This is a genomic window from Nocardioides sp. GXQ0305 (genome assembly GCF_050880345.1).
GTDB lineage: Bacteria > Actinomycetota > Actinomycetes > Propionibacteriales > Nocardioidaceae > Nocardioides.
In genome coordinates, this window is the sequence record NZ_JBNYXG010000002.1 from 522,170 (window position 1) to 542,395 (window position 20,226).

At 72.9% G+C, this 20,226-nt stretch carries 25 protein-coding genes; 15 read left to right on the forward strand and 10 right to left on the reverse strand.

All coding sequences use genetic code 11. The annotated features are described in order from the left end of the window. From ACQ1X7_RS07415 to ACQ1X7_RS07435, 5 genes are all read left to right on the forward strand, one after another. Positions 1-293: WYL domain-containing protein (locus tag ACQ1X7_RS07415; protein ID WP_432477526.1), on the forward strand; the 293-nt coding region annotated here is incomplete at its 5' end. A gap of 9 nt (positions 294-302) precedes the next feature. After that, complete coding sequence (locus ACQ1X7_RS07420; protein ID WP_432477527.1) at positions 303-827, forward strand: CGNR zinc finger domain-containing protein; 525 nt, start codon at positions 303-305, stop codon at positions 825-827. A 19-nt stretch (positions 828-846) separates the two neighbouring features. Then, complete coding sequence (locus tag ACQ1X7_RS07425) at positions 847-1,629, forward strand: putative protein N(5)-glutamine methyltransferase (RefSeq protein ID WP_432477528.1); 783 nt, start codon at positions 847-849, stop codon at positions 1,627-1,629. Between the two features lie 68 nt (positions 1,630-1,697). Beyond that, positions 1,698-3,356 (forward strand): DNA repair helicase XPB, encoded by a 1,659-nt coding sequence (locus ACQ1X7_RS07430; RefSeq protein ID WP_432477529.1) that lies wholly within the window; start codon positions 1,698-1,700, stop codon positions 3,354-3,356. 72 nt (positions 3,357-3,428) lie between these two features. Next, a complete protein-coding gene (locus ACQ1X7_RS07435; RefSeq protein WP_432477530.1) occupies positions 3,429-3,797 on the forward strand; it encodes a cupin domain-containing protein in 369 nt (122 codons plus the stop codon). A 3-nt stretch (positions 3,798-3,800) separates the two neighbouring features. Here ACQ1X7_RS07435 and ACQ1X7_RS07440 read toward each other — a convergent pair whose 3' ends face one another. Further along, entirely contained in the window at positions 3,801-4,475 is a 675-nt protein-coding gene (locus tag ACQ1X7_RS07440; protein WP_432477531.1) for a hypothetical protein, read from the reverse strand. A gap of 92 nt (positions 4,476-4,567) precedes the next feature. On the opposite strand from ACQ1X7_RS07440, the gene ACQ1X7_RS07445 reads away from it, so the two are divergent. After that, the gene (locus tag ACQ1X7_RS07445; RefSeq protein WP_432477532.1) at positions 4,568-4,768 is read left to right on the forward strand and encodes a PspC domain-containing protein; all 201 of its coding nucleotides are present in this window, start codon (positions 4,568-4,570) and stop codon (positions 4,766-4,768) included. Here the strand turns inward: ACQ1X7_RS07445 and ACQ1X7_RS07450 are convergent. After that, positions 4,729-5,910: an MFS transporter gene (locus ACQ1X7_RS07450; protein ID WP_432477533.1), complete on the reverse strand. Its 1,182-nt coding sequence runs from the start codon at positions 5,908-5,910 to the stop codon at positions 4,729-4,731. The two genes, ACQ1X7_RS07445 and ACQ1X7_RS07450, sit on opposite strands and share 40 nt — an antisense overlap. A 37-nt stretch (positions 5,911-5,947) precedes the next feature. Here ACQ1X7_RS07450 and ACQ1X7_RS07455 point away from each other — a divergent pair, with 37 nt between their 5' ends. After that, positions 5,948-6,829, forward strand: coding sequence for an oxygenase MpaB family protein (locus ACQ1X7_RS07455; protein WP_432477534.1), 882 nt, complete (start codon positions 5,948-5,950; stop codon positions 6,827-6,829). A gap of 25 nt (positions 6,830-6,854) precedes the next feature. Next, the gene (locus ACQ1X7_RS07460; RefSeq protein ID WP_432477535.1) at positions 6,855-7,430 is read left to right on the forward strand and encodes an HD domain-containing protein; all 576 of its coding nucleotides are present in this window, start codon (positions 6,855-6,857) and stop codon (positions 7,428-7,430) included. A 35-nt stretch (positions 7,431-7,465) separates the two neighbouring features. On the opposite strand, the gene ACQ1X7_RS07465 is transcribed toward ACQ1X7_RS07460, so the two are convergent. Beyond that, complete coding sequence (locus ACQ1X7_RS07465) at positions 7,466-7,726, reverse strand: DUF4031 domain-containing protein (RefSeq protein WP_432477536.1); 261 nt, start codon at positions 7,724-7,726, stop codon at positions 7,466-7,468. After that, on the reverse strand, positions 7,723-8,436 hold the full coding sequence (locus ACQ1X7_RS07470) for a copper homeostasis protein CutC (RefSeq protein WP_432477537.1): 714 nt from the start codon (positions 8,434-8,436) through the stop codon (positions 7,723-7,725). Before ACQ1X7_RS07470 ends, ACQ1X7_RS07465 begins: the two co-directional genes overlap by 4 nt. Before the next feature lie 61 nt (positions 8,437-8,497). Between ACQ1X7_RS07470 and ACQ1X7_RS07475 the strand changes: the two genes are divergently transcribed. Continuing rightward, on the forward strand, positions 8,498-8,860 hold the full coding sequence (locus ACQ1X7_RS07475; RefSeq protein WP_432477538.1) for a hypothetical protein: 363 nt from the start codon (positions 8,498-8,500) through the stop codon (positions 8,858-8,860). Here the strand turns inward: ACQ1X7_RS07475 and ACQ1X7_RS07480 are convergent, their stop codons facing one another. Continuing rightward, a complete protein-coding gene (locus ACQ1X7_RS07480) occupies positions 8,861-9,550 on the reverse strand; it encodes a GntR family transcriptional regulator (RefSeq protein WP_432477539.1) in 690 nt (229 codons plus the stop codon). Positions 9,551-9,676: 126 nt separating this feature from the next. On the opposite strand from ACQ1X7_RS07480, the gene ACQ1X7_RS07485 reads away from it, so the two are divergent. Next, on the forward strand, positions 9,677-10,300 hold the full coding sequence (locus tag ACQ1X7_RS07485) for an alpha-ketoglutarate-dependent dioxygenase AlkB (protein ID WP_432477540.1): 624 nt from the start codon (positions 9,677-9,679) through the stop codon (positions 10,298-10,300). A gap of 10 nt (positions 10,301-10,310) precedes the next feature. Here the strand turns inward: ACQ1X7_RS07485 and ACQ1X7_RS07490 are convergent, their stop codons facing one another. From ACQ1X7_RS07490 to ACQ1X7_RS07505, 4 genes are read right to left on the reverse strand one after another with little or no spacing between them, the layout of a single operon-like run. After that, the gene (locus tag ACQ1X7_RS07490; protein ID WP_432477541.1) at positions 10,311-11,081 is read right to left on the reverse strand and encodes an SRPBCC family protein; all 771 of its coding nucleotides are present in this window, start codon (positions 11,079-11,081) and stop codon (positions 10,311-10,313) included. Positions 11,082-11,084: 3 nt separating this feature from the next. After that, positions 11,085-11,939: an FAD binding domain-containing protein gene (locus tag ACQ1X7_RS07495; RefSeq protein WP_432477542.1), complete on the reverse strand. Its 855-nt coding sequence runs from the start codon at positions 11,937-11,939 to the stop codon at positions 11,085-11,087. Beyond that, the gene (locus tag ACQ1X7_RS07500) at positions 11,936-14,413 is read right to left on the reverse strand and encodes a xanthine dehydrogenase family protein molybdopterin-binding subunit (RefSeq protein ID WP_432477543.1); all 2,478 of its coding nucleotides are present in this window, start codon (positions 14,411-14,413) and stop codon (positions 11,936-11,938) included. The genes ACQ1X7_RS07495 and ACQ1X7_RS07500 overlap by 4 nt, the downstream gene beginning before the upstream one ends. Continuing rightward, positions 14,410-14,880 (reverse strand): (2Fe-2S)-binding protein, encoded by a 471-nt coding sequence (locus ACQ1X7_RS07505; RefSeq protein WP_432477544.1) that lies wholly within the window; start codon positions 14,878-14,880, stop codon positions 14,410-14,412. Before ACQ1X7_RS07505 ends, ACQ1X7_RS07500 begins: the two co-directional genes overlap by 4 nt. Before the next feature lie 422 nt (positions 14,881-15,302). Between ACQ1X7_RS07505 and ACQ1X7_RS07510 the strand changes: the two genes are divergently transcribed. Together ACQ1X7_RS07510 and crcB are read left to right on the forward strand one after the other, a co-directional pair. Further along, positions 15,303-15,743 carry a fluoride efflux transporter FluC gene (locus tag ACQ1X7_RS07510; protein WP_432477545.1) on the forward strand — a complete coding sequence of 147 codons (441 nt, stop codon included), beginning with the start codon at positions 15,303-15,305 and terminating at the stop codon, positions 15,741-15,743. Next, the gene (crcB, locus tag ACQ1X7_RS07515) at positions 15,740-16,087 is read left to right on the forward strand and encodes a fluoride efflux transporter CrcB (RefSeq protein ID WP_432477546.1); all 348 of its coding nucleotides are present in this window, start codon (positions 15,740-15,742) and stop codon (positions 16,085-16,087) included. The genes ACQ1X7_RS07510 and crcB overlap by 4 nt, the downstream gene beginning before the upstream one ends. A 7-nt stretch (positions 16,088-16,094) precedes the next feature. Here crcB and ACQ1X7_RS07520 read toward each other — a convergent pair whose 3' ends face one another. Continuing rightward, on the reverse strand, positions 16,095-17,333 hold the full coding sequence (locus tag ACQ1X7_RS07520; protein ID WP_432477547.1) for a transcriptional regulator: 1,239 nt from the start codon (positions 17,331-17,333) through the stop codon (positions 16,095-16,097). 142 nt (positions 17,334-17,475) lie between these two features. On the opposite strand from ACQ1X7_RS07520, the gene ACQ1X7_RS07525 reads away from it, so the two are divergent. The 3 genes from ACQ1X7_RS07525 to ACQ1X7_RS07535 are packed head-to-tail and all read left to right on the forward strand — an operon-like array spanning position 17,476 to position 20,155. After that, positions 17,476-18,132 carry an ABC transporter permease gene (locus tag ACQ1X7_RS07525; protein WP_432477548.1) on the forward strand — a complete coding sequence of 219 codons (657 nt, stop codon included), beginning with the start codon at positions 17,476-17,478 and terminating at the stop codon, positions 18,130-18,132. A 41-nt stretch (positions 18,133-18,173) separates the two neighbouring features. Beyond that, a complete protein-coding gene (locus ACQ1X7_RS07530) occupies positions 18,174-19,331 on the forward strand; it encodes a betaine/proline/choline family ABC transporter ATP-binding protein (RefSeq protein WP_432477549.1) in 1,158 nt (385 codons plus the stop codon). Continuing rightward, positions 19,328-20,155: an ABC transporter permease gene (locus tag ACQ1X7_RS07535; RefSeq protein ID WP_432477550.1), complete on the forward strand. Its 828-nt coding sequence runs from the start codon at positions 19,328-19,330 to the stop codon at positions 20,153-20,155. Before ACQ1X7_RS07530 ends, ACQ1X7_RS07535 begins: the two co-directional genes overlap by 4 nt. The last annotated feature ends 71 nt before the right edge of the window (positions 20,156-20,226 follow it).

The following is a 20,226-nucleotide window of genomic DNA, read 5'->3' on the forward strand; positions in this document are numbered from 1 at the left end:
TGGCCGCGATCCGGGCCGGTGACCAGGTCGCGGCGTCGCGCCCGGCCGGGGCCGCCGAGACGCTCACCCCCGGTGGGTCGCTGGCCGCGCTGCGGGACGCGGTCGAGGCCGGGGTGCCCGTGCTGATCGGGTACGTCGACAACCACGGCACCCGGACCGAGCGGCTCGTGCACCCGACCGCCGTCGAGGGCGGGCAGCTGGCGGCGTACGACGTCCGCAGCGAGGACCGGCGCCGGTTCGCGGTCCACCGGATCACCTCCGTACGCCCCGCCGGGCCTGCGCCCCGACCGTAGACTCCAGACGTGGACTTCGTGAGGTACGCCGAGGCGACGGCGGGGCTGCTCAACGCGGCGCTGCCCGACCGCGACGCCCTCGTGTCCCACCTGGTGGCCCGGGAGTGGCTGCACCCCTCCTGCACCGATCGTGACGCCAGCGTGCTGCGCCGGTTCCAGCGCGAGCTGCGACCGGTCTTCGAGGCCTCCGACGCGGCCGACGTCGAGGGCGTGATCGGCGGGCTCAACGAGCTGATGGAGAAGCACCCCCTCACCCCGATGATCTCCGACCACGACCCGGGCAACCTCCACCTGCACGTCGCGTCCCGGGCCGACTCGGTCTCCCAGCTGCTGATCGGTGAGGCGCTGCTCGGGCTGGCCACCCTGGTCTGCGACCTCGGCCCGACCCGGATGGGGGTGTGCGCCGCCGAGCGGTGCGACCACGTCTACGTCGACACCTCCCCCAACAAGTCCCGCCGCTACTGCTCGGACCGCTGCTCCTCGCGGGCCAACGTGGCCGCCTACCGCGCGCGACAGAAGGCCTCCGCTGTCTGAGGCGGAGCTCGCGGCCCGGTTGCGGGCGGCGGGGTGCGTCTTCGCCGAGGAGGAGGCCGCACTGCTGATCGGCGCCGCCTCCGGCCCGTCGCTGGAGGCCCTGGTCGGGCGACGCGTCGCCGGCGAGCCGCTGGAGCACCTGCTCGGCTGGGCCTCCTTCCACGGCCTCCGGGTCACCGTCACCCCCGGCGTGTTCGTCCCCCGCCGCCGTACCGAGCTGTTGGTGGACCTGGCGGTGTCGATACTTGGCCGCCGAAATCATCATTCCGGGCCGGCCGACGATGATTTCGGCGTCCAGCTATCGGCACCCCGCGTGGTCGACCTGTGCTGCGGGTCGGGGGCGGTCGGGGCGGCGGTGCAGCACGAGGTACCGGAGGCCGAGGTGTGGGCGGCGGACGTCGACCCGGTGGCGGTGGCCTGCGCGCGGCGCAACCTGCCGACGCAGCGAGTGGTCGAGGGCGACCTGTACGCCGCCCTGCCCGCCACGCTGCGGAACGCGGTCGACGTCGTGGTCGTCAACGCGCCGTACGTGCCCACCGACGCGATCGCCGACATGCCGCCCGAGGCCCGCGACCACGAGCCGCGGGTGGCGCTCGACGGCGGCGACGACGGGGTCGGCCTGCACCGCCGGGTCGCGGACGGCGTCCGCGACTGGCTCCGTCCCGGCGGCCGCCTGCTGGTCGAGACCTCGCGGCGTCAGGCCACCCTCACCGTCGCGGCGTGCGAGGCGGCCGGGCTCGAGGCGTCCGTCGAGACCGACGACGACCGGGACGCGACCGCGGTCGTTGCGGTGGCTCCGTAGGCTGGGCCGGTCATGACCCCACCCCACGAAGCCGCTCGCTGCGCTCACGCCTCCGCGGGGACCCCGGAATGAACGACGGTCCCCTCATCGTCCAGTCGGACAAGACGCTGCTGCTCGAGGTCGACCACGAGCAGGCGGCCGACTGCCGCAAGGCGATCGCGCCCTTCGCCGAGCTCGAGCGCAGCCCCGAGCACGTGCACACCTACCGGCTCACGCCGCTCGGCCTGTGGAACGCGCGGGCCGCCGGCCACGACGCCGAGCAGGTCGTCGACACCCTGCTCACCTACAGCCGGTACGCCGTCCCCCACGCGCTGCTCGTCGACGTCGCCGAGACGATGGCCCGCTACGGCCGGCTGCGGCTGGAGAAGCACCCCACCCACGGCCTGGTCCTCGCCAGCACCGACCGGCCGGTGCTGGAGGAGGTGCTGCGCGCGAAGAAGATCAAGGGAATGCTCGGCGCGCGCATCGGCGGGCCGGACGGGGACACCGTCGTCGTGCACCCCTCCGAGCGCGGCAACCTCAAGCAGGCGCTGCTCAAGCTGGGCTGGCCGGCCGAGGACTTCGCCGGCTACGTCGACGGCGAGGCGCACGCGATCGACCTCGCCGAGGACGGCTGGTCGCTGCGCGACTACCAGCGGGACGCGGCGGAGTCGTTCTGGCACGGCGGCTCGGGAGTCGTCGTGCTGCCGTGCGGTGCCGGCAAGACGATCGTCGGCGCGGCCGCGATGGCCCACGCCCGGGCGACCACGCTGATCCTGGTCACCAACACCGTCAGCGCCCGGCAGTGGAAGGACGAGCTGCTCCGGCGGACCAGCCTCACCGAGGACGAGATCGGCGAGTACTCCGGGTCGGTCAAGGAGGTGCGACCGGTCACGATCGCGACGTACCAGGTCATGACGACGCGCCGGAAGGGCGTCTACACCCACCTCGAGCTGCTCGACGCACGCGACTGGGGCCTGATCGTGTACGACGAGGTGCACCTCCTGCCGGCGCCGATCTTCCGGATGACCGCCGACCTGCAGGCGCGGCGCCGGATCGGGCTGACCGCGACCCTCGTGCGCGAGGACGGGCGCGAGGGCGACGTGTTCAGCCTGATCGGTCCCAAGCGGTACGACGCCCCGTGGAAGGACATCGAGTCCCAGGGCTGGATCGCGCCCGCCGACTGCGTCGAGGTCCGGGTGTCGCTGTCGGAGGGCGAGCGGCTGGCCTACGCCACGGCCGAGCCGGACGAGCGCTACCGGCTCGCCGCGTGCACCCCGGCGAAGACCCGGGTCGCCGAGCAGCTCGTGGCCCAGCACGCGGGCGAGCCGACGCTGGTGATCGGCCAGTACCTCGAGCAGCTCGACGAGATCGGCGCCGACCTCGACGCACCCGTCATCAAGGGCGACACCCCGGTCAGGGAGCGGCAGCGGCTGTTCGACGCGTTCCGCGGCGGCGAGCTGTCGCTGCTCGTCGTGTCCAAGGTCGCCAACTTCTCGATCGACCTGCCCGAGGCTGCGGTCGCGATCCAGGTCTCCGGTTCGTTCGGCTCCCGCCAGGAGGAGGCGCAGCGGCTCGGCCGGCTGCTGCGGCCCGGTCAGAGGGAGAAGGACGGCCCGCGAAAGGTCGCGCGCTTCTACGCGATCGTCTCCCGCGACACCGTCGACGCCGACTTCGCCGCCAACCGGCAGCGGTTCCTCGCCGAGCAGGGCTACGCCTACCGGATCCTCGACGCCGTCGACCTCTGAGCAGCCCCTCCTCGCCCGCCGGACCTGGCGCCTCCCTGGCGGGCGACCCGCGCGTGGGCGAGGATCGATGCCATGACGGAGCACGTCGTGGACCTCGCTGACCGGCTGGCCTCCTTCTCCGACCTATGGTCGCCGAAGGTGGTCGCCCGGATGAACGACTACGAGATCAAGGTCGTCAAGATCCAGGGCGACTTCACCTGGCACAGCCATCCCGACACCGACGAGCTCTTCCTGGTCGTCGACGGCGAGCTCACCATCCAGCTGCGCGACCGTGACGTCACCGTCGGCGCCGGGCAGCTGTACGTCGTCCCGCGGGGTGTCGAGCACTGTCCCCGCGCCGACGGCGAGGTGCACGCCCTGCTCATCGAGCCGCGCGGCGTGGTCAACACCGGCGACGCCGGAGGTCCGCTGACCGCGCCGCACGACGAGTCGCTCCTGTAGCGGTCAGCGCGCGTCGACGATGTCGTTCTCCAGCCACGGCGCCCGACCGTCACCGCCGATCGGCAGGCAGCGGACCACGACCCCGGTGGCCACGTCGAGCGCGACGTCGTACCCCGCCGGATAGACGCGTCCCCGGAGGTCGGCAGGCACCCGGGAGGGGTCGTCGAAGTCGGCCTGCAGCCCGGCCTCGCCGAACAACAGCTCGCAGCAGTTCCCGCCGCACCTCGGCTCGTACCCCGGCCCGGCCACCACCCGGGCCCGGAGCACGGGCCTGCCGGCGACCTCGGCCTCGCGGGGGGCCTCGACCCGTACGTCGTGGCTCAGCTCCACCGGGTCGAGCATCGCCACCCACGAGAAGTTCTCGAACATCGGGTCGTCGTAGTCGACGTCCCCGTCGCCCGGGCGCTCGGCGACCAGCCCGTCGGGCCGGTACGTCGGCGCGGCGAGGTGCGGCCACCGGCGGTCGCGCTCCGGCCACCTGCTGTAGGGCAGGCCGGTCTCGACGAACTCCCGCGCGTCGGCTGAGACGACCCGGGTCCGGCCGGGCCGCTCCACCCACGCCTCGACCTCGCCGCCGTACCTCGTGGTCGCCTCCGAGCGGTGCCGGAAGTGCAGCGACATCCACCGCCAGGGCGCGCTGCGCGCCAGGGCGTGGAAGGAGTCCTCGGTGGGTCGCACCTCGTCATGATGGGCGCCGAGCGACCCTGACCGCACCCTGATATCGGGCTCTCGGGGATGAATCCGGCGGCCGCGCGAGGCACGCTGGACGCATGACCACGACACCTGTCCCACGTACTCTCGTCCGTCCCCGGGACGACCGCTGGATCGCCGGCGTCTGCTCCGGGCTGGCGCGCCGGTTCGGCGTCTCGCCCAACACCGTGCGGCTGATCTTCGCCCTGAGCTGCCTGCTGCCCGGGCCGCAGTTCATCGCCTACATCGTGCTCTGGGTCCTGATGCCCGACGAGGGCTGACGCCGCCGCGCGAGCAGCAGCGACCAGGCCGCGCCGGCCAGGGCGACGACCGCGCCGGCCACGAAGGCCGCCGGGATGCCGCTGGCCTGGGCCAGCACCCCGGCGAGGATCGGGCCGAGGCCGAGCGCCAGGTCGATCGCGGCGGACGCGGTGCCGGAGGCGGCACCCCGCTCCGAGGGCGCGGCCGTCGCGAACACCGCCGTGAACAGCGCCGGCGTCGCGAACGCGACGCCCACCGACATCACGACCACGCCGGCCAGGAAGCCCGCCGGCGTCGCGAGCGCCGCCATCAGCACCAGGCCCACGGCGATGCCCGCGAGCGACACGGCGGCGAGCGGCAGCGGCGGCACCCGGTCGGGGACCCGCGCGAAGACCAGCCGACAGGCCACCACGACCAGTCCGTAGGCCAGCATCGGGACACCGGCGTTGTCGAAGCCGATCCGGCCGGCGTGCAGCGCGCCGAACGCGAGGAACCCGCTCACCGCCGCCAGCGAGGTCAGGAAGGCGACCGCCACCGGGATCGAGGGCCGGTGCAGCAGGTCGGAGTGGCCCCCGTCGCCGGCCTCCCGCTCCGGTTCGGCGATCAGCAGCGCCAGGACCGTGGCCAGCGCCACCAGCCCGGCCGAGACCTCCCACGCCACGACGAAACCGGCTTCGGACAGCACCCACGCCCCCAGCGGCGGACCGAGCGCGAAGCCGAGGTAGAGCCCGAGCGAGTTGTAGCTCAGCGCCTCCCCCAGCCGCTCGGCCGGCGCGAGGTCGGCCAGCAGGGCGAAGCCGGCCACGAAGAAGCCCGCCTCGGCCACCCCCTGCACGAGCCGGACCGCGACCACACCGGCCAGCGAGGTGACCAGCGGCAGCACGGCCATCCCCGCCGCACAGAGTGCGGCACCACCCACCATCAGCGCCCGGCGTCCGTGCCGGTCCGACAGCCGACCGGCGTACGGCCGGCACACGAGCGCGGTGATCGCGAAGGCCCCGAACGCCAGCCCCGCCCCCGCCTCCCCCGCAGCCACCGGACCGGTCGCCCAGCGGGGCAGGAGCAGCACCGCGACCCCGATGCCGGTGAAGTACGCGAGGTCGGCAGCCCCCAGCAGCACGAAGTCGCGTGTGACCAGCGGTGGCCGCCCCTCCCGGCTCATGGCGGCACGCTAGTCGCCCCCACGTACTCTCGGGAGCATGGCGACCCCGCTCCGTTCCCGGCTGGGCGAGGCGATCTTCCGGGTGACGGCCGGGCCCGACGGCCCCCGGCACCGCGAGCGGATCCACGGCCGCCCCGGACCACGGTGGTTCGAGCCCGACTCCCCCATCGGCCGCGTCCACGGCGACGCGTCGATGTTCATCGGTGGCATCCGGGCCCTGCTGCTGCAGACCCTCCACCCTGCCGCCATGGCCGGCGTGGCCGAGCACTCCGACTACCGCGCCGACATGCTCGGTCGGCTCGCCCGCACCAGCCGGTTCCTCGCCGTGACCACCTTCGGGCACGTCGACGACGCCCAGGCCGCGGTCGACGCGGTCCGCGCGATCCACGAGCGGGTGACCGGAACCCTGCCCGACGGGACGCCGTACGCCGCCAGCGACCCGCACCTGCTCCGCTGGGTGCACGTCGCCGAGGTCGACAGCTTCCTGCGCGCCCACCAGGTCTACGGGAAGCGACCGCTCGACGCCGCGGGCCGCGACACCTACGTCGCGCAGGCCGCCGAGATCGCGCGACGGCTCGGGGTCCTCGACCCGCCCACGACCGAGGCCGGGCTGGCGGCCGCCCTGGAGGGCTACCGGCCCGAGCTGCGGGCGACCGACCACGCGCGCGAGGCGGTGCGCCACGTCGTGCTCCGGCCGCCGATCGCGGTGCCCGCCCGGCCGGCGTACGCCGTGCTGGTCGCGGCGGCGATCGCGCTGATGCCGCGATGGAGCAGGCGGCCGCTGCGGCTGCCGTCGCTGCCCGTGTCGGAGCGGACGGTGGTCCGGGCGCTCGGCGCTGCCGCGACCCGCACGCTGCGCTGGGCGCTGAGCCCGGGCCGGGAGACGGCGCGCGGCCTCGCCGCACGGCGTACCGGCTGAGCCGACCGCTGCTTCAATGGCCCGCATGGACCTGGCCGGGCGCTGGCCGCTCGAGACGCACCTCGACGTGCGCGACGAGCTGCTCGCCGCCTGGGCCGGGCCGGACCGCGGCTACCACGACCTCCGCCACCTGGCCGAGGTGCTCGACCGGCTGACCGACCTGGGCTCCGACGACGACGTGGTGCGGCTGGCGGCGTGGTTCCACGACGGCGTGCACGACGGGGCCGCGGACGACGAGGAGCGCTCGGCGGTCTGGGCCGAGCGCGTGCTGCCCGCGGGACTCGGCCGGGAGGTCGGGAGGCTGGTGCGGACGACCGAGCGGCACCGGCCGGACGAGGGCGACGAGCGCGGCCGGCTGCTGAGCGACGCCGACCTGGCGATCCTGGCGGCGCCGCCCGGGCGCTACGCCGAGTACGTCGCGGACGTACGCCGGGAGTACGCCGCGGTGCCTGACGACGACTTCGCACGCGGACGCGCGGCGGTGCTCGCCGACCTGTTGGCGAAGCCGTCGCTCTTCCACACCGACACGGCTCGTCGGCTCTGGGAGGACCGGGCCCGCGCCAACGTCACCGCCGAGCTGGCCCGGCTCGAGGAGGGGTGAGGCTCGCCCCGGCTCGGCGCCGAGCGAGGCCCTGGTCAACGCTGGGGCTTGCGGCGGCGCAGGCCGGCGGCCACCAGGCGGGAGACCAGGTCGCGGGACGTCACGGGGACGGCGCCGGCGGCGAGCATGTCGTCGTACCACTCCGACGGAACGTCGTAGTGGTCGCGGTCGAAGCCCCGTTCGGGGATGCCGACGGTGCGGGCGAAGGCGTGCAGCTCGTCGTACGACGTGTCGCTGGCCAGGTGCGACCAGAGGCGTCCACGTCCCGCCGCGTTGGGCGGGTCGATCAGGATCATCCGGCGTCGGCCCCGCGCACGCGGGCGACGGCGTCGTCGACCAGCAACCGCCACGAGCGCACGTGCCCGGCGTCGACCCAGGCCTTCGCGGTGCCGCCCGGTCGGGCCTGCGGCCCGAGGTGGAAGGACCGGACCCCGGCCCGGACGAACCACGGGACGTGCTCGCCGAGCAGTCCCTCGCCCGGCATCAGCAGCCCGGCGACCCGCGGGGACCGGGAGGCGAGGGCGAGCAGGTCGTCGTACCCGACCGCGAGACCCCGGGGCGACCCGGCCGAGCGGACGGCGACCAGCCCGAGCAGGTCGACCACCCGCGCCCAGGCCCGCTCGGCGTCGAGGGACGCGTCGATCGCCTGGTGGAAGGTCCACGGGACCCCCGGCAGCTGCTCGGCGAGGTGGGCGCACACCTCGGCGTCGACCTCGAGGTCGCCGTCGAGGAACCCGAAGGAGACGCCCGCGGCACCGCAGCCGAGGTAGTCCTCGGCCAGCCCTGCGAGCCGGGTCAGCTCGCCCCCGGTGGTCGTCCACGAGTCGGTGAGCCGGAGCAGGCAGAACACGGGGAGGTCGGTCTCGCGGCACACCGTCGAGACGGTCGCGGGCTCCGGCGAGCGGTCGCCGTCGTCCGCGAGGTGCAGCCGGTCGGCCCCACCCTCGTCGGCCCCGGCGACGTCGCCCGGACCGCGCACCGCGACCTCCAGCAGCGGCTGGTCCATGGGGTCACTCTAGGACCGCGGGCCCTCCCACCGGTGTGGGCGCGCGAGGCACAATGGCCGAATGGACCACCGGCTGTTCCTCGCAGCCCGTGCGCTCGTGCTGGCCGACCTCGAGGCCCGTCAGCAGGCGACGGCGGCCGTGGTCTCGGCCCTCGAGGAGGCGGTCGCCTCGCGCCGGTGGTGGGCCGAGCAGTGGCCCGAGGGCGAGGTGTACGTCGCCGGGTTGGTCGCGCAGGACGTGCAGGACGCGGTCGTCGACGCCGGGGGTCGCTGGCCGGAGTGCCGGATCTGCCGACGCGGGCCGGTGCACGCTCTCCACATCCAGCCGGACCTCGGAGGACCGGACCCGGTGTGGGTGTGCGAGGAGTCGGGGACCGCGGTGGCCGAGCTCGGTCGCCTCAGCTTTCCCGGTCCCGGAGGTTGATCAGCTGTCCCGGCCGAGCTGGACCCAGAGGGTGAACCGGTCGGCCCGGTAGACCGAGCGCGACACCTCGACGACCTTGCCGCGCGACAGCGAACGGCGCGAGTGGCGCAGCACCGGGCTGCCGACCGGCACCTCGAGCATCTCGGCCTCGTCGGGCGACGCGACGTCGGCCGCGACGGAGTCCTCGGCCCTGGTGGGCCTCAGGCCACGGGCGCCGAGCGCCTCGTACAGGCTCGTCGGCATGCCGCTCTGCAGGAAGCCGGGGATCAGGACCTCGTTGAGGTAGGCGTCCTCGATGCACATCGGCGTGCCGTCGGCACGTCGCAGCCGCTTCCACCGGATCACCGGGTCGCCCGGCGTGATCTCGAGGGCGCGCGCCACGCCCGGTCCCGCCTGGTCGCGACGGGCGAGCAGGTTCTGCGACTCGGCGAGCATGCCCCGGGCCGTCATCTCCTCGGTGAACCCGCGCAGCCGGCCGATGCCGCGCCGCGGGTGGGACACGAAGGTGCCCCGGCCGGGCACCCGCTCGAGGAGCCCCTCGGCGACCAGGGCGTCCAGCGCCTGGCGCACCGTCATCCGGGCGACGCGGAACCGCTGCACGAGCTCCCGCTCCGAGGGCGCGGCCGTGCCGGGCTGGGCCTCACGGACCAGCCCCCGCACGTACTCCCGCACCTGCACGTGCTTGGGCACGTGACCATGCTCGGACAACAGGGCTTCCACGGTCGCGAGGGTACGCGGGGGCGCGGCCCCCCGTCCCCGGAATGGCCAACCTCGCCCTGTCGAACAGATGTTCGATTCCGTGGTAGCGTCCGGACCATGCAGTTCCAGGGGACGCTGTTCGACGCCGAACCCGGGCCCGCCCCGAGCGGCCCGCGGCCCCTCCGCCCCGAGCGCACCCCGCTCACCCGGGGCGCCTGGATCGACGTGCAGCGCAGCTGGCTGGTCGACCCCGACGAGGTGCTGACCACGATGGCCCACGACGTCCCGTGGCGTGCCGAGCGGCGACAGATGTACGACCGGGTCGTCGACGTCCCGCGCCTGGTCCACACCTACGGGGTCGGGGAACCGCTGCCCCACCCGGCGCTCGAGGCGGCCCGCGACGCGCTCTCGGCGCACTACCTGCCCGAGCTGGGCGAGCCGTTCGTGACCGCCGGGTGCTGCTACTACCGCGACGGCCGCGACAGCGTCGCCTGGCACGGCGACCGGATCGGTCGCGGGCGGAGCGTCGACACCATGGTCGCCATCGTCTCGGTGGGCGACCCGCGCCGGCTGGCGCTGCGCCCCCGCGGCGGCGGCGAGTCGATCGCCGTCGAGATGGGGCACGGCGACCTGGTCGTGATGGGCGGCTCGTGCCAGCGCACCTGGGAGCACAGCGTGCCCAAGGTCGCCGCGGCCGGGCCCCGGATGTCGGTCCAGTTCCGACCGCTCAACGTGTTCTGAGTTCGAGCCCTCAGTCGCGCGAGGCCAGCCACCAGATGACGGCGACGACCACGACCAGCACGGCGACCGCGGGCTTCCAGTACGTCCGCGCGAGCACCGGCAGCACGGTCGCGCCGAGGTCGATGGCGTCGTCCTGCTCCGACGGCTGGCGCGGCGCGGGAGGTGGGGGTCCCGCAGCCGGCGAGGTCGCCGCGGCGGGCGCACCCGCCGAGGCAGCCGGCGCCTGCGGTTCCGGCGCCGGCGCCTCAGCGGGGGTCTCGGTGGCCCTCTCCGTCGCGGCCGCCGGATCCGGCGTCGCCGCAGGCTCGGCGGGGGCGGCCCCCGTCTCGGTGTCCGCACCGAGCCGCTGCTCCAGGCACGCGACGAACTGGCCGAGCAGCTTGTCCGAGACGTCCTTGATCACGTTGCCACGACCGAACTGGGCCGCCTTGCCCGTGATGCTGAGGTCGGTGCTGACCTCCACGTCGGTGGAGCCCGGACTCGCTTCGGTCATGGTCGCGGTCACCACCGCGCCTGCGGTCCCGTTGCCGCGCTTGTCCTTGCCCTTGGCGTCGATGACCATCCGGTGGCCGGCCTCGTCCTTCTCGACGAAGGTGCCGCTGCCGTTGTAGACGAGCGCGATCGGGCCCAGCTTGACCTTCACCGTGCCCGAGAACGACTCGGTGTCCGCCTCGGTGACCGTCGCGCCCGGGAAGCACCCGGCCACACCCTCGATGTCACTGAAGTGGGCCCAGGTCTCCTCGACCCCGGCGGGGACGGTGAACCGGTGCTGCAGCTCCACCCGTCAGGCTCCTGCGGCCGCGAGCACGGCGCGTCGGGTCAGCACCGTCGCGATGTGCCGTCGGTAGTCGGCGTCGCCGTTGAGGTCCGAGGGCGGGTCGGTGCCCTCGGCGGCCCGGTCGGCCGCCGCACGTACGCCGTCCTCGGTCGCCTCGGCGCCGGCCAGCGACTCCTCGACCCCGGTCGCGCGGACCGGCGTGGAGCCCATGTTGGTCAGCCCGATCCGGGCCTCGGCGATGGTGCCGCCCTCGACCCGGACCGTCGCGGCGACGGCCACGATCGGCCACTGGTGGACGATGCGCACGAACTTCTCGTAGTGCGAGCCCCAGCCGGTGTGCTTGGGCACCCGGACCTCGGTGAGGATCTCGTCGTCGCCGATCGCGGTCTCGAAGAAGTCCACGAAGAACTCCGACGCCGGCACCGTGCGGGTCCCGCCGCTGCCGGCGATCACGAACTCCGCGCCGAGCGACAGGGCACCGGCCCCCAGGTCGCCCGCGGGGTCGGCGTGGGCGAGCGCCCCACCGAAGGTGCCGCGGTGGCGGATCTGCGAGTCGGCCAGCAGGTCGGTCGCCTTGGCGATCACCCCGGCGTGCTCCCGCACCAGGTCGCTGGTGCGGACGTCGTGGTGGGTCGTCATGGCCCCGATGACCAGCGCGTCACCGTCGTCACGGATGCCGCGCAGCGAGTCGATCCGACCGAGGTCGATCACGGTCTCCGGCGCGTTGAGCCGCATCCGGAGCACGGGCAGCAGGCTCTGGCCGCCCGCGATGATCTTGGCGTCGTCGCCGTGCTCGGCGAGCGCGGCCAGGGCGTCCTCGACCGACGTCGGGGCGACGTAGTCGAACTGTGCGGGGATCACTGGGCACCTCCCGTGGTCCGGTCGGCGGTGCCTGACGTGCCCGTCGACTCGTCGAAGTGGGCTGCGGCGGCACCCGTGGTCGGGTCGGCTCCGCCCGCCCCGGCGTCGTGGATCGCGCGCCACACCCGCTCGGGCGTGCACGGCATCTGGATGTCGGTCACGCCCAGGTGGCGTACGGCGTCGATCACCGCGTTGACCACGGCGGGCGTGGACGCGATGGTCCCGGCCTCGCCCACGCCCTTCGTGCCGAGCATCGTGTACGTCGACGGGGACGTCGTGTGGTCGGTCTCGAAGCTGATGGTGTCGGCCGCGGTCGGCAGCAGGTAGTCGACGAACGACCCCGAGACCAGCGTGCCGGAGTCGTCGTGGACCGCCTCCTCCCACAGTGCCTGGGCGATGCCCTGGACCAGGCCACCGTGGACCTGCCCGGACACGATGAGCGGATTGATGATGGTGCCGATGTCGTCCACGGAGACGTACTTGCGCATCGTGACGCCGCCGGTCTCGGTGTCGACCTCCATCGCGCACAGGTGCGTCCCGTGGGGGAAGGAGAAGTTGTCCGGGTCGAAGCTCGCTGACGCGTCGATCGACGGCTCGGCGCCCTCCGGCAGGTCGTGCCCCGTGAACGCGGCGAGCGCGATGTCCGTGATGCCGATCGCCTTGTCGGTCCCGCGCACGCCGAACCGGCCGCCTGAGAACTCGAGGTCCTGGACGTCCGCCTCGAGGAGATGGGCCGCGATCGGCTTGGCCTTCTCGATCACCTTGTCAGCGGCGCGAACGACGGCCTCTCCGCCGACCACCAGGGACCGCGAGCCGTAGGTGTCCATGCCGTGGTAGGACACCTGCGTGTCGCCATGCAGGACCTCGACGTCCTCGAACGGCACCCCGAGCCGGTCGGCGACGATCTGGCTGAACGCCGTCTCGTGGCCCTGGCCGTGCGGCGACGTCCCCGTGACCACCTCCACCTTGCCGGTCGCCAGCATCCGGATGTCGGCATGGTCCCAGCCGCCGGCCGCGTAGTTGAGCTGGCCGAGGATCCGCGACGGCGCCAGTCCGCACATCTCGGTGAACGTCGAGACTCCGATGCCGAGCTGCACCCGGTCGCCGGCCTCCCGGCGCCGTCGCTGCTCGGCTCGGAGCTCGTCATAGCCGAACATCTGCTTGGCCTTCTCGGTGGCCGCGTCGTAGTTGCCGGAGTCGTAGGTCATCCCGGCGACCGTGGTGAACGGGAACTCGTCGTGCCCGATCCAGTTGGCCGCGCGCACCTCGAGCGGGTCGCGCCCGAGCTCGGCGGCGAGCTCGTCCATGAGCCGCTCGATGGCGTACGTCGCCTCGGGTCGCCCGGCGCCACGGTAGGCGTCCACCCAGGTCTTGTTCGTGTAGACCGGCGTGAGGTTGAACTGGTAGGCGTCGAACTTGTAGATCGAGTTGAACATCCAGGCACCCAGGACCGGCACGCCCGTGCCCACCAGGGCGGCGTAGGCGCCCATGTCGGCCAGCAGGTCGACCTTGAGACCGGTGACCCGCCCCTCCTTCGTCGCCGCCAGGGTGAGTCGCTGCCACTGGTCGCGACCGTGGTGCCCGGCCATCAGGGACTCCGACCGGGTTTCGGTGTACTTGACCGGCTTGCCCATCCGGCGGCCCACGCAGAACGTGATCCACTCCTCCGGGATGATCGCCAGCTTGCCCCCGAACCCGCCCCCGACGTCCGGGGCGACGACCCGGATCTTGGACTCGGGCACGCCTGTCGTGGCAGCGAGCGCGAAGCGGACGATGTGCGGGACCTGGGTGGAGCTCCACAGCGAGATCTGCTCGCCGGTCGGATCGCACACGATCGAGCGCGGCTCCATGAACGCCGGGATCAGCCGCTGCTGGCGGTACTCGCGCTCGATGAGCACGCCCTCGGCTCGGGCGGCCTCGATGGCCTCGTCCACGGCGCCGCCACTCCCCTGACCTGCGGAGTCGAGCTGCCAGAACGTCGCCTTGTTGGTTCCCAGGTCCGGGTGCGCCAAGACTGTGTCGTCGGAGGCCTGCTTGAGGTCGAGCGCTGCCGGCAGCTCTTCGTAGTCGACGTCGACCAGCTCGGCGGCGTCGCGAGCCTCGGCCGCCGACCGGGCCACCACCACGGCGACGACCTCGCCGGCGAAGGCCACGCGGTCCACGGCCATGGGGAGGTGCGTCGGCGACTTCTGGTCCTCGGTGATCGGCCACGCGGTGATCAGCGAGCCCTGGTCGTCGGCCACGTCACGGCCGGTGAGCACCGCCACGACGTTCGGTGCCGACTTCGCCGCCTGGGTCTCGATGCCTGTGATGTTCGCATGGGCGAACGGGCTGCGCACCATGGCCAGGTGGAGCATGCCCGGGAGCGTCAGGTTGTCGGTCCAGCGGGTCCGGCCCGTGATCAGCCGCTGGTCCTCCTTGCGGCGGCGGTCGCGGCCGATCTCGGCGACCGGGGCCTCCTGGGTGGCGGTCATGCGTGCGCACCCCCCTTGGCGGCGTGCAGCACGCTCTTGACGATGTTGTGGTAGCCGGTGCAGCGGCACAGGTTGCCCTCGAGGCCCTCGCGCACCTGCTGCTCGGTCGGGTCGGGCGTCTCGTTGAGCAGGTCGATCGACTGCATGATCATGCCCGGCGTGCAGAAGCCGCACTGCAGGCCGTGGCACTCCCGGAACGCCTCCTGGACCGGGTGGAGCTGTTCGCCCTGGGCCAGGCCCTCGATCGTGGTGACCTCGTGCCCGTCGGCCTGCACGGCCAGCACGTTGCACGACTTCACGCTGCGTCCGTCGAGGTGGACGGTGCAGGCGCCGCAGTTGCTGGTGTCGCACCCCACGACGGTGCCGGTCTTGCCGAGCTTCTCGCGCAGGTAGTGCACGAGCAGCATGCGGGGTTCGACGTCGTCGGTCACCTGGGCGCCGTCGACGGTGAGGCTGATCCGGGCCATGTGCGGCTCCTCCTCGGTTGTTGCCTGGAAGGGACAGGGCTGTGACCCCCCTCACGCTAGGCCCCCAAGGTTGGCCAGAGGTTGGGGGCAGGCCAGCCGTGCGCGAGGAACGAGCGCACGGCTGAGGCTGTCCCGGTCGAGCGAGCCCGCGACCGAGGGACGAGGTCGCGACGGCGAGCCGAGACCCAGCACGCCAATCGTGCGCGAGGAACGAGCGCACGGCTGAGGCTGTCCCGGTCGAGCGAGCCCGCGACCGAGGAACGAGGTCGCGACGGCGAGCCGAGACCCAGCAACCCGAGCGACCCAGCGGCCGAGCGGCCGAGCACTGGCGCCTCGGCGGTGGTCCGCCGCGGGAGACGCCTCGCCGGGCACCTTCGTGGCGCTTCGGGCGGCGGACCACCGGAAAGGTAGGTTCTGCCGCGATGGAGCCCCACGAGCTGCCGCTCGACCCGGATGCTGCGGCACCCCCCGGCACGGCCCACGTGCTCTCGGCGATCGCGGCCGGAGGAGCGCTGGGGTCGGGCGGTCGCGAGCTGGTGGAGCGCCTGGTGCCGGTCGTGGGCGGCTTCCCCTGGCCGACCTTCCTCGTCAACGTCACCGGGGCCCTGCTGATCGGGGTGCTGATGGTGGTGGTGACCGACGTCGTGACGGGGCGACCGCTGCTGCGTCCGTTCCTCGGGGTCGGCCTGCTGGGCGGCTGGACCACCTTCTCGACGTACGCCGTCGAGGCGCGCGAGCTGCTGGCCGCGGGCGCCCTCCCCACGGCGTCGGCGTACGTCCTGGGCAGCCTCGTCGTCGGGTTGCTGGCGACCTGGGCGGGGATCCTGGCCACCCGGCGGCTGGCCGTGGGGCCGGACCGATGAGCCTGCTGCTGGTGCTGCTCGGCGGCGCCGTCGGCGCACCCGTGCGCTACCTCGCCGACCGCTGGCTCACCGCCCGGCTGCCGGGGGACTTCCCGTGGGGCACGTTCGTGGTGAACGCGACCGGGTCGCTCGTGCTCGGGCTCCTCGCTGCGGCGGCTCCCGACTGGCTGGTGACGCTGGCCGGCGTCGGCTTCTGCGGTGCGCTGACGACCTTCTCGACGTTCTCCTTCGAGACCGTCCGGCTGCTCGAGGAGGGCCGACTGGTCCCCGCGCTGGGCAACGTGGCGGGGAGCGTCGTGGTGGGTGTGGCGGCCGCGGGGGTGGGGTGGTGGCTCGGCTCCTGAGGCCCGCTCAGCGGCGGGACGCGGCGAGCCGACCCTTGAGCAGGGCCTTGGCGGGGTGGTCGCGGGTGCCGAGCGCGGCCAGGCTGCGCTCCACGACCTCGGTGTCGTGGGGCGCGAGCTCGATGTAGCGCAGCACCGCCGTGGGGTCGGGGTCGGCGATCAGCGCCTCGCGCATGCTGACCGCGACGTAGTCGGCCAGCTCGACGAGCGCCGGCGCGTTGCTGCCCGGCAGCAGGTCGCCGCCGTACGCCGCGACGGCGGCCTTCATGTTGCCCTGGCCCAGCAACGCCAGGACGTCCTCGACGTCGGTGCGCACCGGCATCATCAGCCGGTAGGGACGCGAGGAGAGCTGGCCGCCGAGGGCCGAGCGCAGGTGGGACACCTCCGACTTCAGGGTCGACAGCGTCACCGCCTCCTCGCCGTAGACCATCGCGTGCAGCCGCTCGAGCGACAGCCCCTCGGGGTGCAGTCCGAGCAGCGCCAGGATCTCGGTCTGGCGACGGTTCAGCAGCAGCCGCTGCCCGTCGAGCCAGGCCTCGGCGGTCCCCAGCAGCGACAGCGTCAGGCCCGGGTCGGTCGGCGCGAACCCGCGCGTCACCGCGCCGAACCGGCGCGAGCGCGGCATCGCCGTCTCGATCAGCCGGGCCAGCACCCGCGCGGTCGCCAGGCCGATCGGGTGGGTGCGGTCCCAGGTCGTCGAGAGGTCGATGACCCCCAGCTGCTCGCCACTGACGGGGTCGTGCACCGGCGCCGCCCAGCACACCCAGTTGTGCACGATGGGCGCGAAGTGCTCGGCGCTGAAGACCATCGACGGGTCGCCGGTCCGCATCGCGATCGCCAGCGCGTTCGTGCCCACGCTGGCCTCGTCCCACCGGCCGGCGGGCACGAAGTTGACGGTCTCGGCCTTGCGGCGCATCACCCGGCCGCCGTAGGTCCACAGGATCCGGGTCTGCGCGTCGGTGACCGCGAGCACCAGGTCGCCGTCCTCGGCCGTCCGCCGCAGCTCGGACTCGACCCGCTCCACGGCCAGCTGGAGCGGGGACCCCGAGAAGTACGCCGCCGTCTCGGCCTCGTCGTCGAGCGGCGCCGCACTCACGTCGGGGGAGATCGCGGCGCCCGAGAGCTCCCAGCTCCGCAGGATCTCCGGGCGGATCTCGGGCTCGGCCGCGTCGCCGTGCTCCACGAACCGGGTCCAGGCGCGCACGGCGTCGGCCCTGCGGTCGCGCAGCTGCTGGTCGGCCTTCATGGTCCCCCCGACGACGGCGTGTGACTGGTGTCACGATAGCCCTGCGAGGCAATCCGGCGACCCCTCCGGCCGGGCGGTCACGGCACGAGGGATGACACCGTGCGTATGGTGTCCCCACTGGACGACGTGGAGGGGAGCCTCTGTGGAGAGCGCCAACTGGTTCACCTACGTGCGGGACAACTGGGAGTTCATCTTCGACGAGATCCTCGCCCACGCACGGATCGTGCTGATCGTGGTCGCCCTGGCGACGGTCACCTCGGTGCTGCTCGGCGTCTACATCCAGCGCCGCCCGGTCGCACGCGCCGTGGTGCTCGCACTGTCGGGCGTCGTGCTGACCATCCCGTCGCTGGCCCTGTTCGCCCTGTTCATCCCCCTCGTCGGGATCGGGAACCCGCCGGCGATGCTGGCCCTGTACCTGTACGCCCTGATGCCCATCCTGCGGAACACGGTCACCGGCCTGGACTCGGTCAGTCCGGCGATCGTCGAGTCCGCCAAGGGCATGGGGATGAACACCAGCCAGCAGCTCCTCAAGGTACGGATGCCGCTCGCGTGGCCGGTCATCATGGCCGGCGTCCGCATCTCCAGCCTGATGACCGTCGGCATCGCCGCCATCGCCATCCTGGTCGGCGGCGACGGTCTCGGGACCTTCATCCAGGGCGGGCTGACCCGCTTCGGCCTCCCCAACTCCGAGAACTCCGTCTGGACCGGGGTCGTGTTCACCGTGCTGCTCGGCCTGGTGCTCGACATCGCGTTCGCGACCGCCCAACGCTTCACCACCTCGCGGGGCCTGCGGGTCTGACTCCCCGCACACACCGCCGCAACCGACCGAGAGGAACATCGATGAGCGCCGAGGCGAAGATCCACCTCGACAAGGTGGCCAAGACCTATCCCGGCACCAAGGTACCGGCGGTGGAGGAGCTCAGCCTGGACATCCACGAGGGCGAGATCCTGGTGCTGGTCGGCCCGTCCGGCTGCGGCAAGAGCACGACGCTGCGCCTGATCAACCGGATGATCGAGCCCAGCAGCGGCCGGATCCTGCTCGACGGCGAGGACGTCACCAAGGCCAACCCCGACAAGCTGCGGCGTCGGATCGGCTATGTCATCCAGCAGATCGGCCTCTTCCCCCACCAGACCATCTCCCAGAACATCGCGACGGTCCCGAAGATGCTCGGATGGGACAAGGACAAGGCGCGGGCGCGCAGCGAGGAGCTGCTCGGCATGGTCGGACTCGATCCCGAGCAGTACCGCGACCGCTACCCCAAGGAGCTCTCCGGCGGCCAGGCCCAGCGCGTGGGCGTCGCCCGGGCGCTGGGGGCCGACCCCGACATCATGCTGATGGACGAGCCGTTCGGGGCGATCGACCCGATCACCCGCGACCGGCTGCAGAACGAGTTCCTACGGCTGCAGGGAGAGCTCCACAAGACGATCGTGTTCGTCACCCACGACATCGACGAGGCGATCAAGATGGGGGACAAGATCGCGATCCTGGGTGAGCGGAGCAGGATCCGCCAGATCGACACCCCGGAGCGGATCCTCGCCTACCCCGTCGACGACTTCGTCGACGACTTCATCGGCACCGGGTCGACGATCAAGGGCCTGAACTTCCTCAAGGTCAGCTCGCTCACGCTGACCGACTACCCGACGATGGGACCCGACGACTCCGCCGACGCGGCCCGGTCCCTCCTGCGGCAGCAGGGGCACGAGTGGCTGGTCCAGCTCGACGCCGAGCGCAAGCCGGTGCGCTGGGTGCACGCCGACCACCTCGACGGTGCGGCGAGCGGCGACCGCGGTGAGCCGGTCGGCGACCTGCTGAGGTCCGACGACACCCTGTTCCACGCCCTGGAGCTGATGGTCCAGAGCGCCTCCGGCGAGACCTGCGTGGTCGACGACCACGGCACCTTCCAGGGGGTCGTCACGATGGTCGACCTCTCGAAGGCGATCCGGCGGGCCCAGCACGAGGCGCGGTTGCACTACGAGGAGCTGGAGGCGCACGCATGAGCGGTTTCGTCGGCACCGCGGACGACGTCGCCGAAGCCCCTGCCCAGGTCGGGGAGGACGCTGCGGCTCCGGCCGCCACGCGACGGGCGCGCGCCATCAAGGCGGCCGGGCTCTGGCTGGCGCCGGTGGTCATCGCGGTGCTCGGGCTGCTCCTGTACCTCTACTACGGCAACGTCATGGACGAGGCCAACAGCACCGTGAAGTCGGCGCTGGCCTGGGACACCAAGCTGTGGCCCCAGACGGTCCGGATCATCTACATCGCCTTCTGGTCCACCCTGATCGTGATCCTGGTCGCGGTGCCGCTGGGCATCGGGCTCACCCGGCCCGCGCTGCGGCGGATCAGCCCCGCCATCCTCACCATCGCCAACTCCGGCCAGGCGCTGCCGGCGTACGGGCTGCTGGTCATCTTCCTCGGCATCATGGGCCAGGGCGCGCTCACCGCGATCGTGGCCCTGTCGCTGTACGCACTGCTGCCGGTGCTGCGCAACACCATGGTCGGGCTCGACGGGGTCGATCGCAGCGTGATCGAAGCCGGACGCGGCATGGGCATGACCCGGCTGCAGGCGCTGACCCGGATCGAGCTCCCGCTGGCCGTCCCGATCATCATCGCGGGCGTGCGGACGGCGATGATCCTCAACATCGGCATGGCCACGCTGGCGTTCCTGATCGGTGGCGGCGGACTCGGCATCACCATCCAGACCGGACTGAAGCTCAACCAGGACCCGATCCTGATCGTCGGCGCCTGGCTGGTGGCCCTGGTGGCCCTCACCTTCGACTGGTTCGGCGCCCTGGCCGAGCGCTACCTCAAGCCGCGGGGCCTGTGACGATTTCTTCACCCCCGGGGTGATTTCGGGCAGATCCGGGCATGAACGGGCGTGATCGAGACGAAATCGTT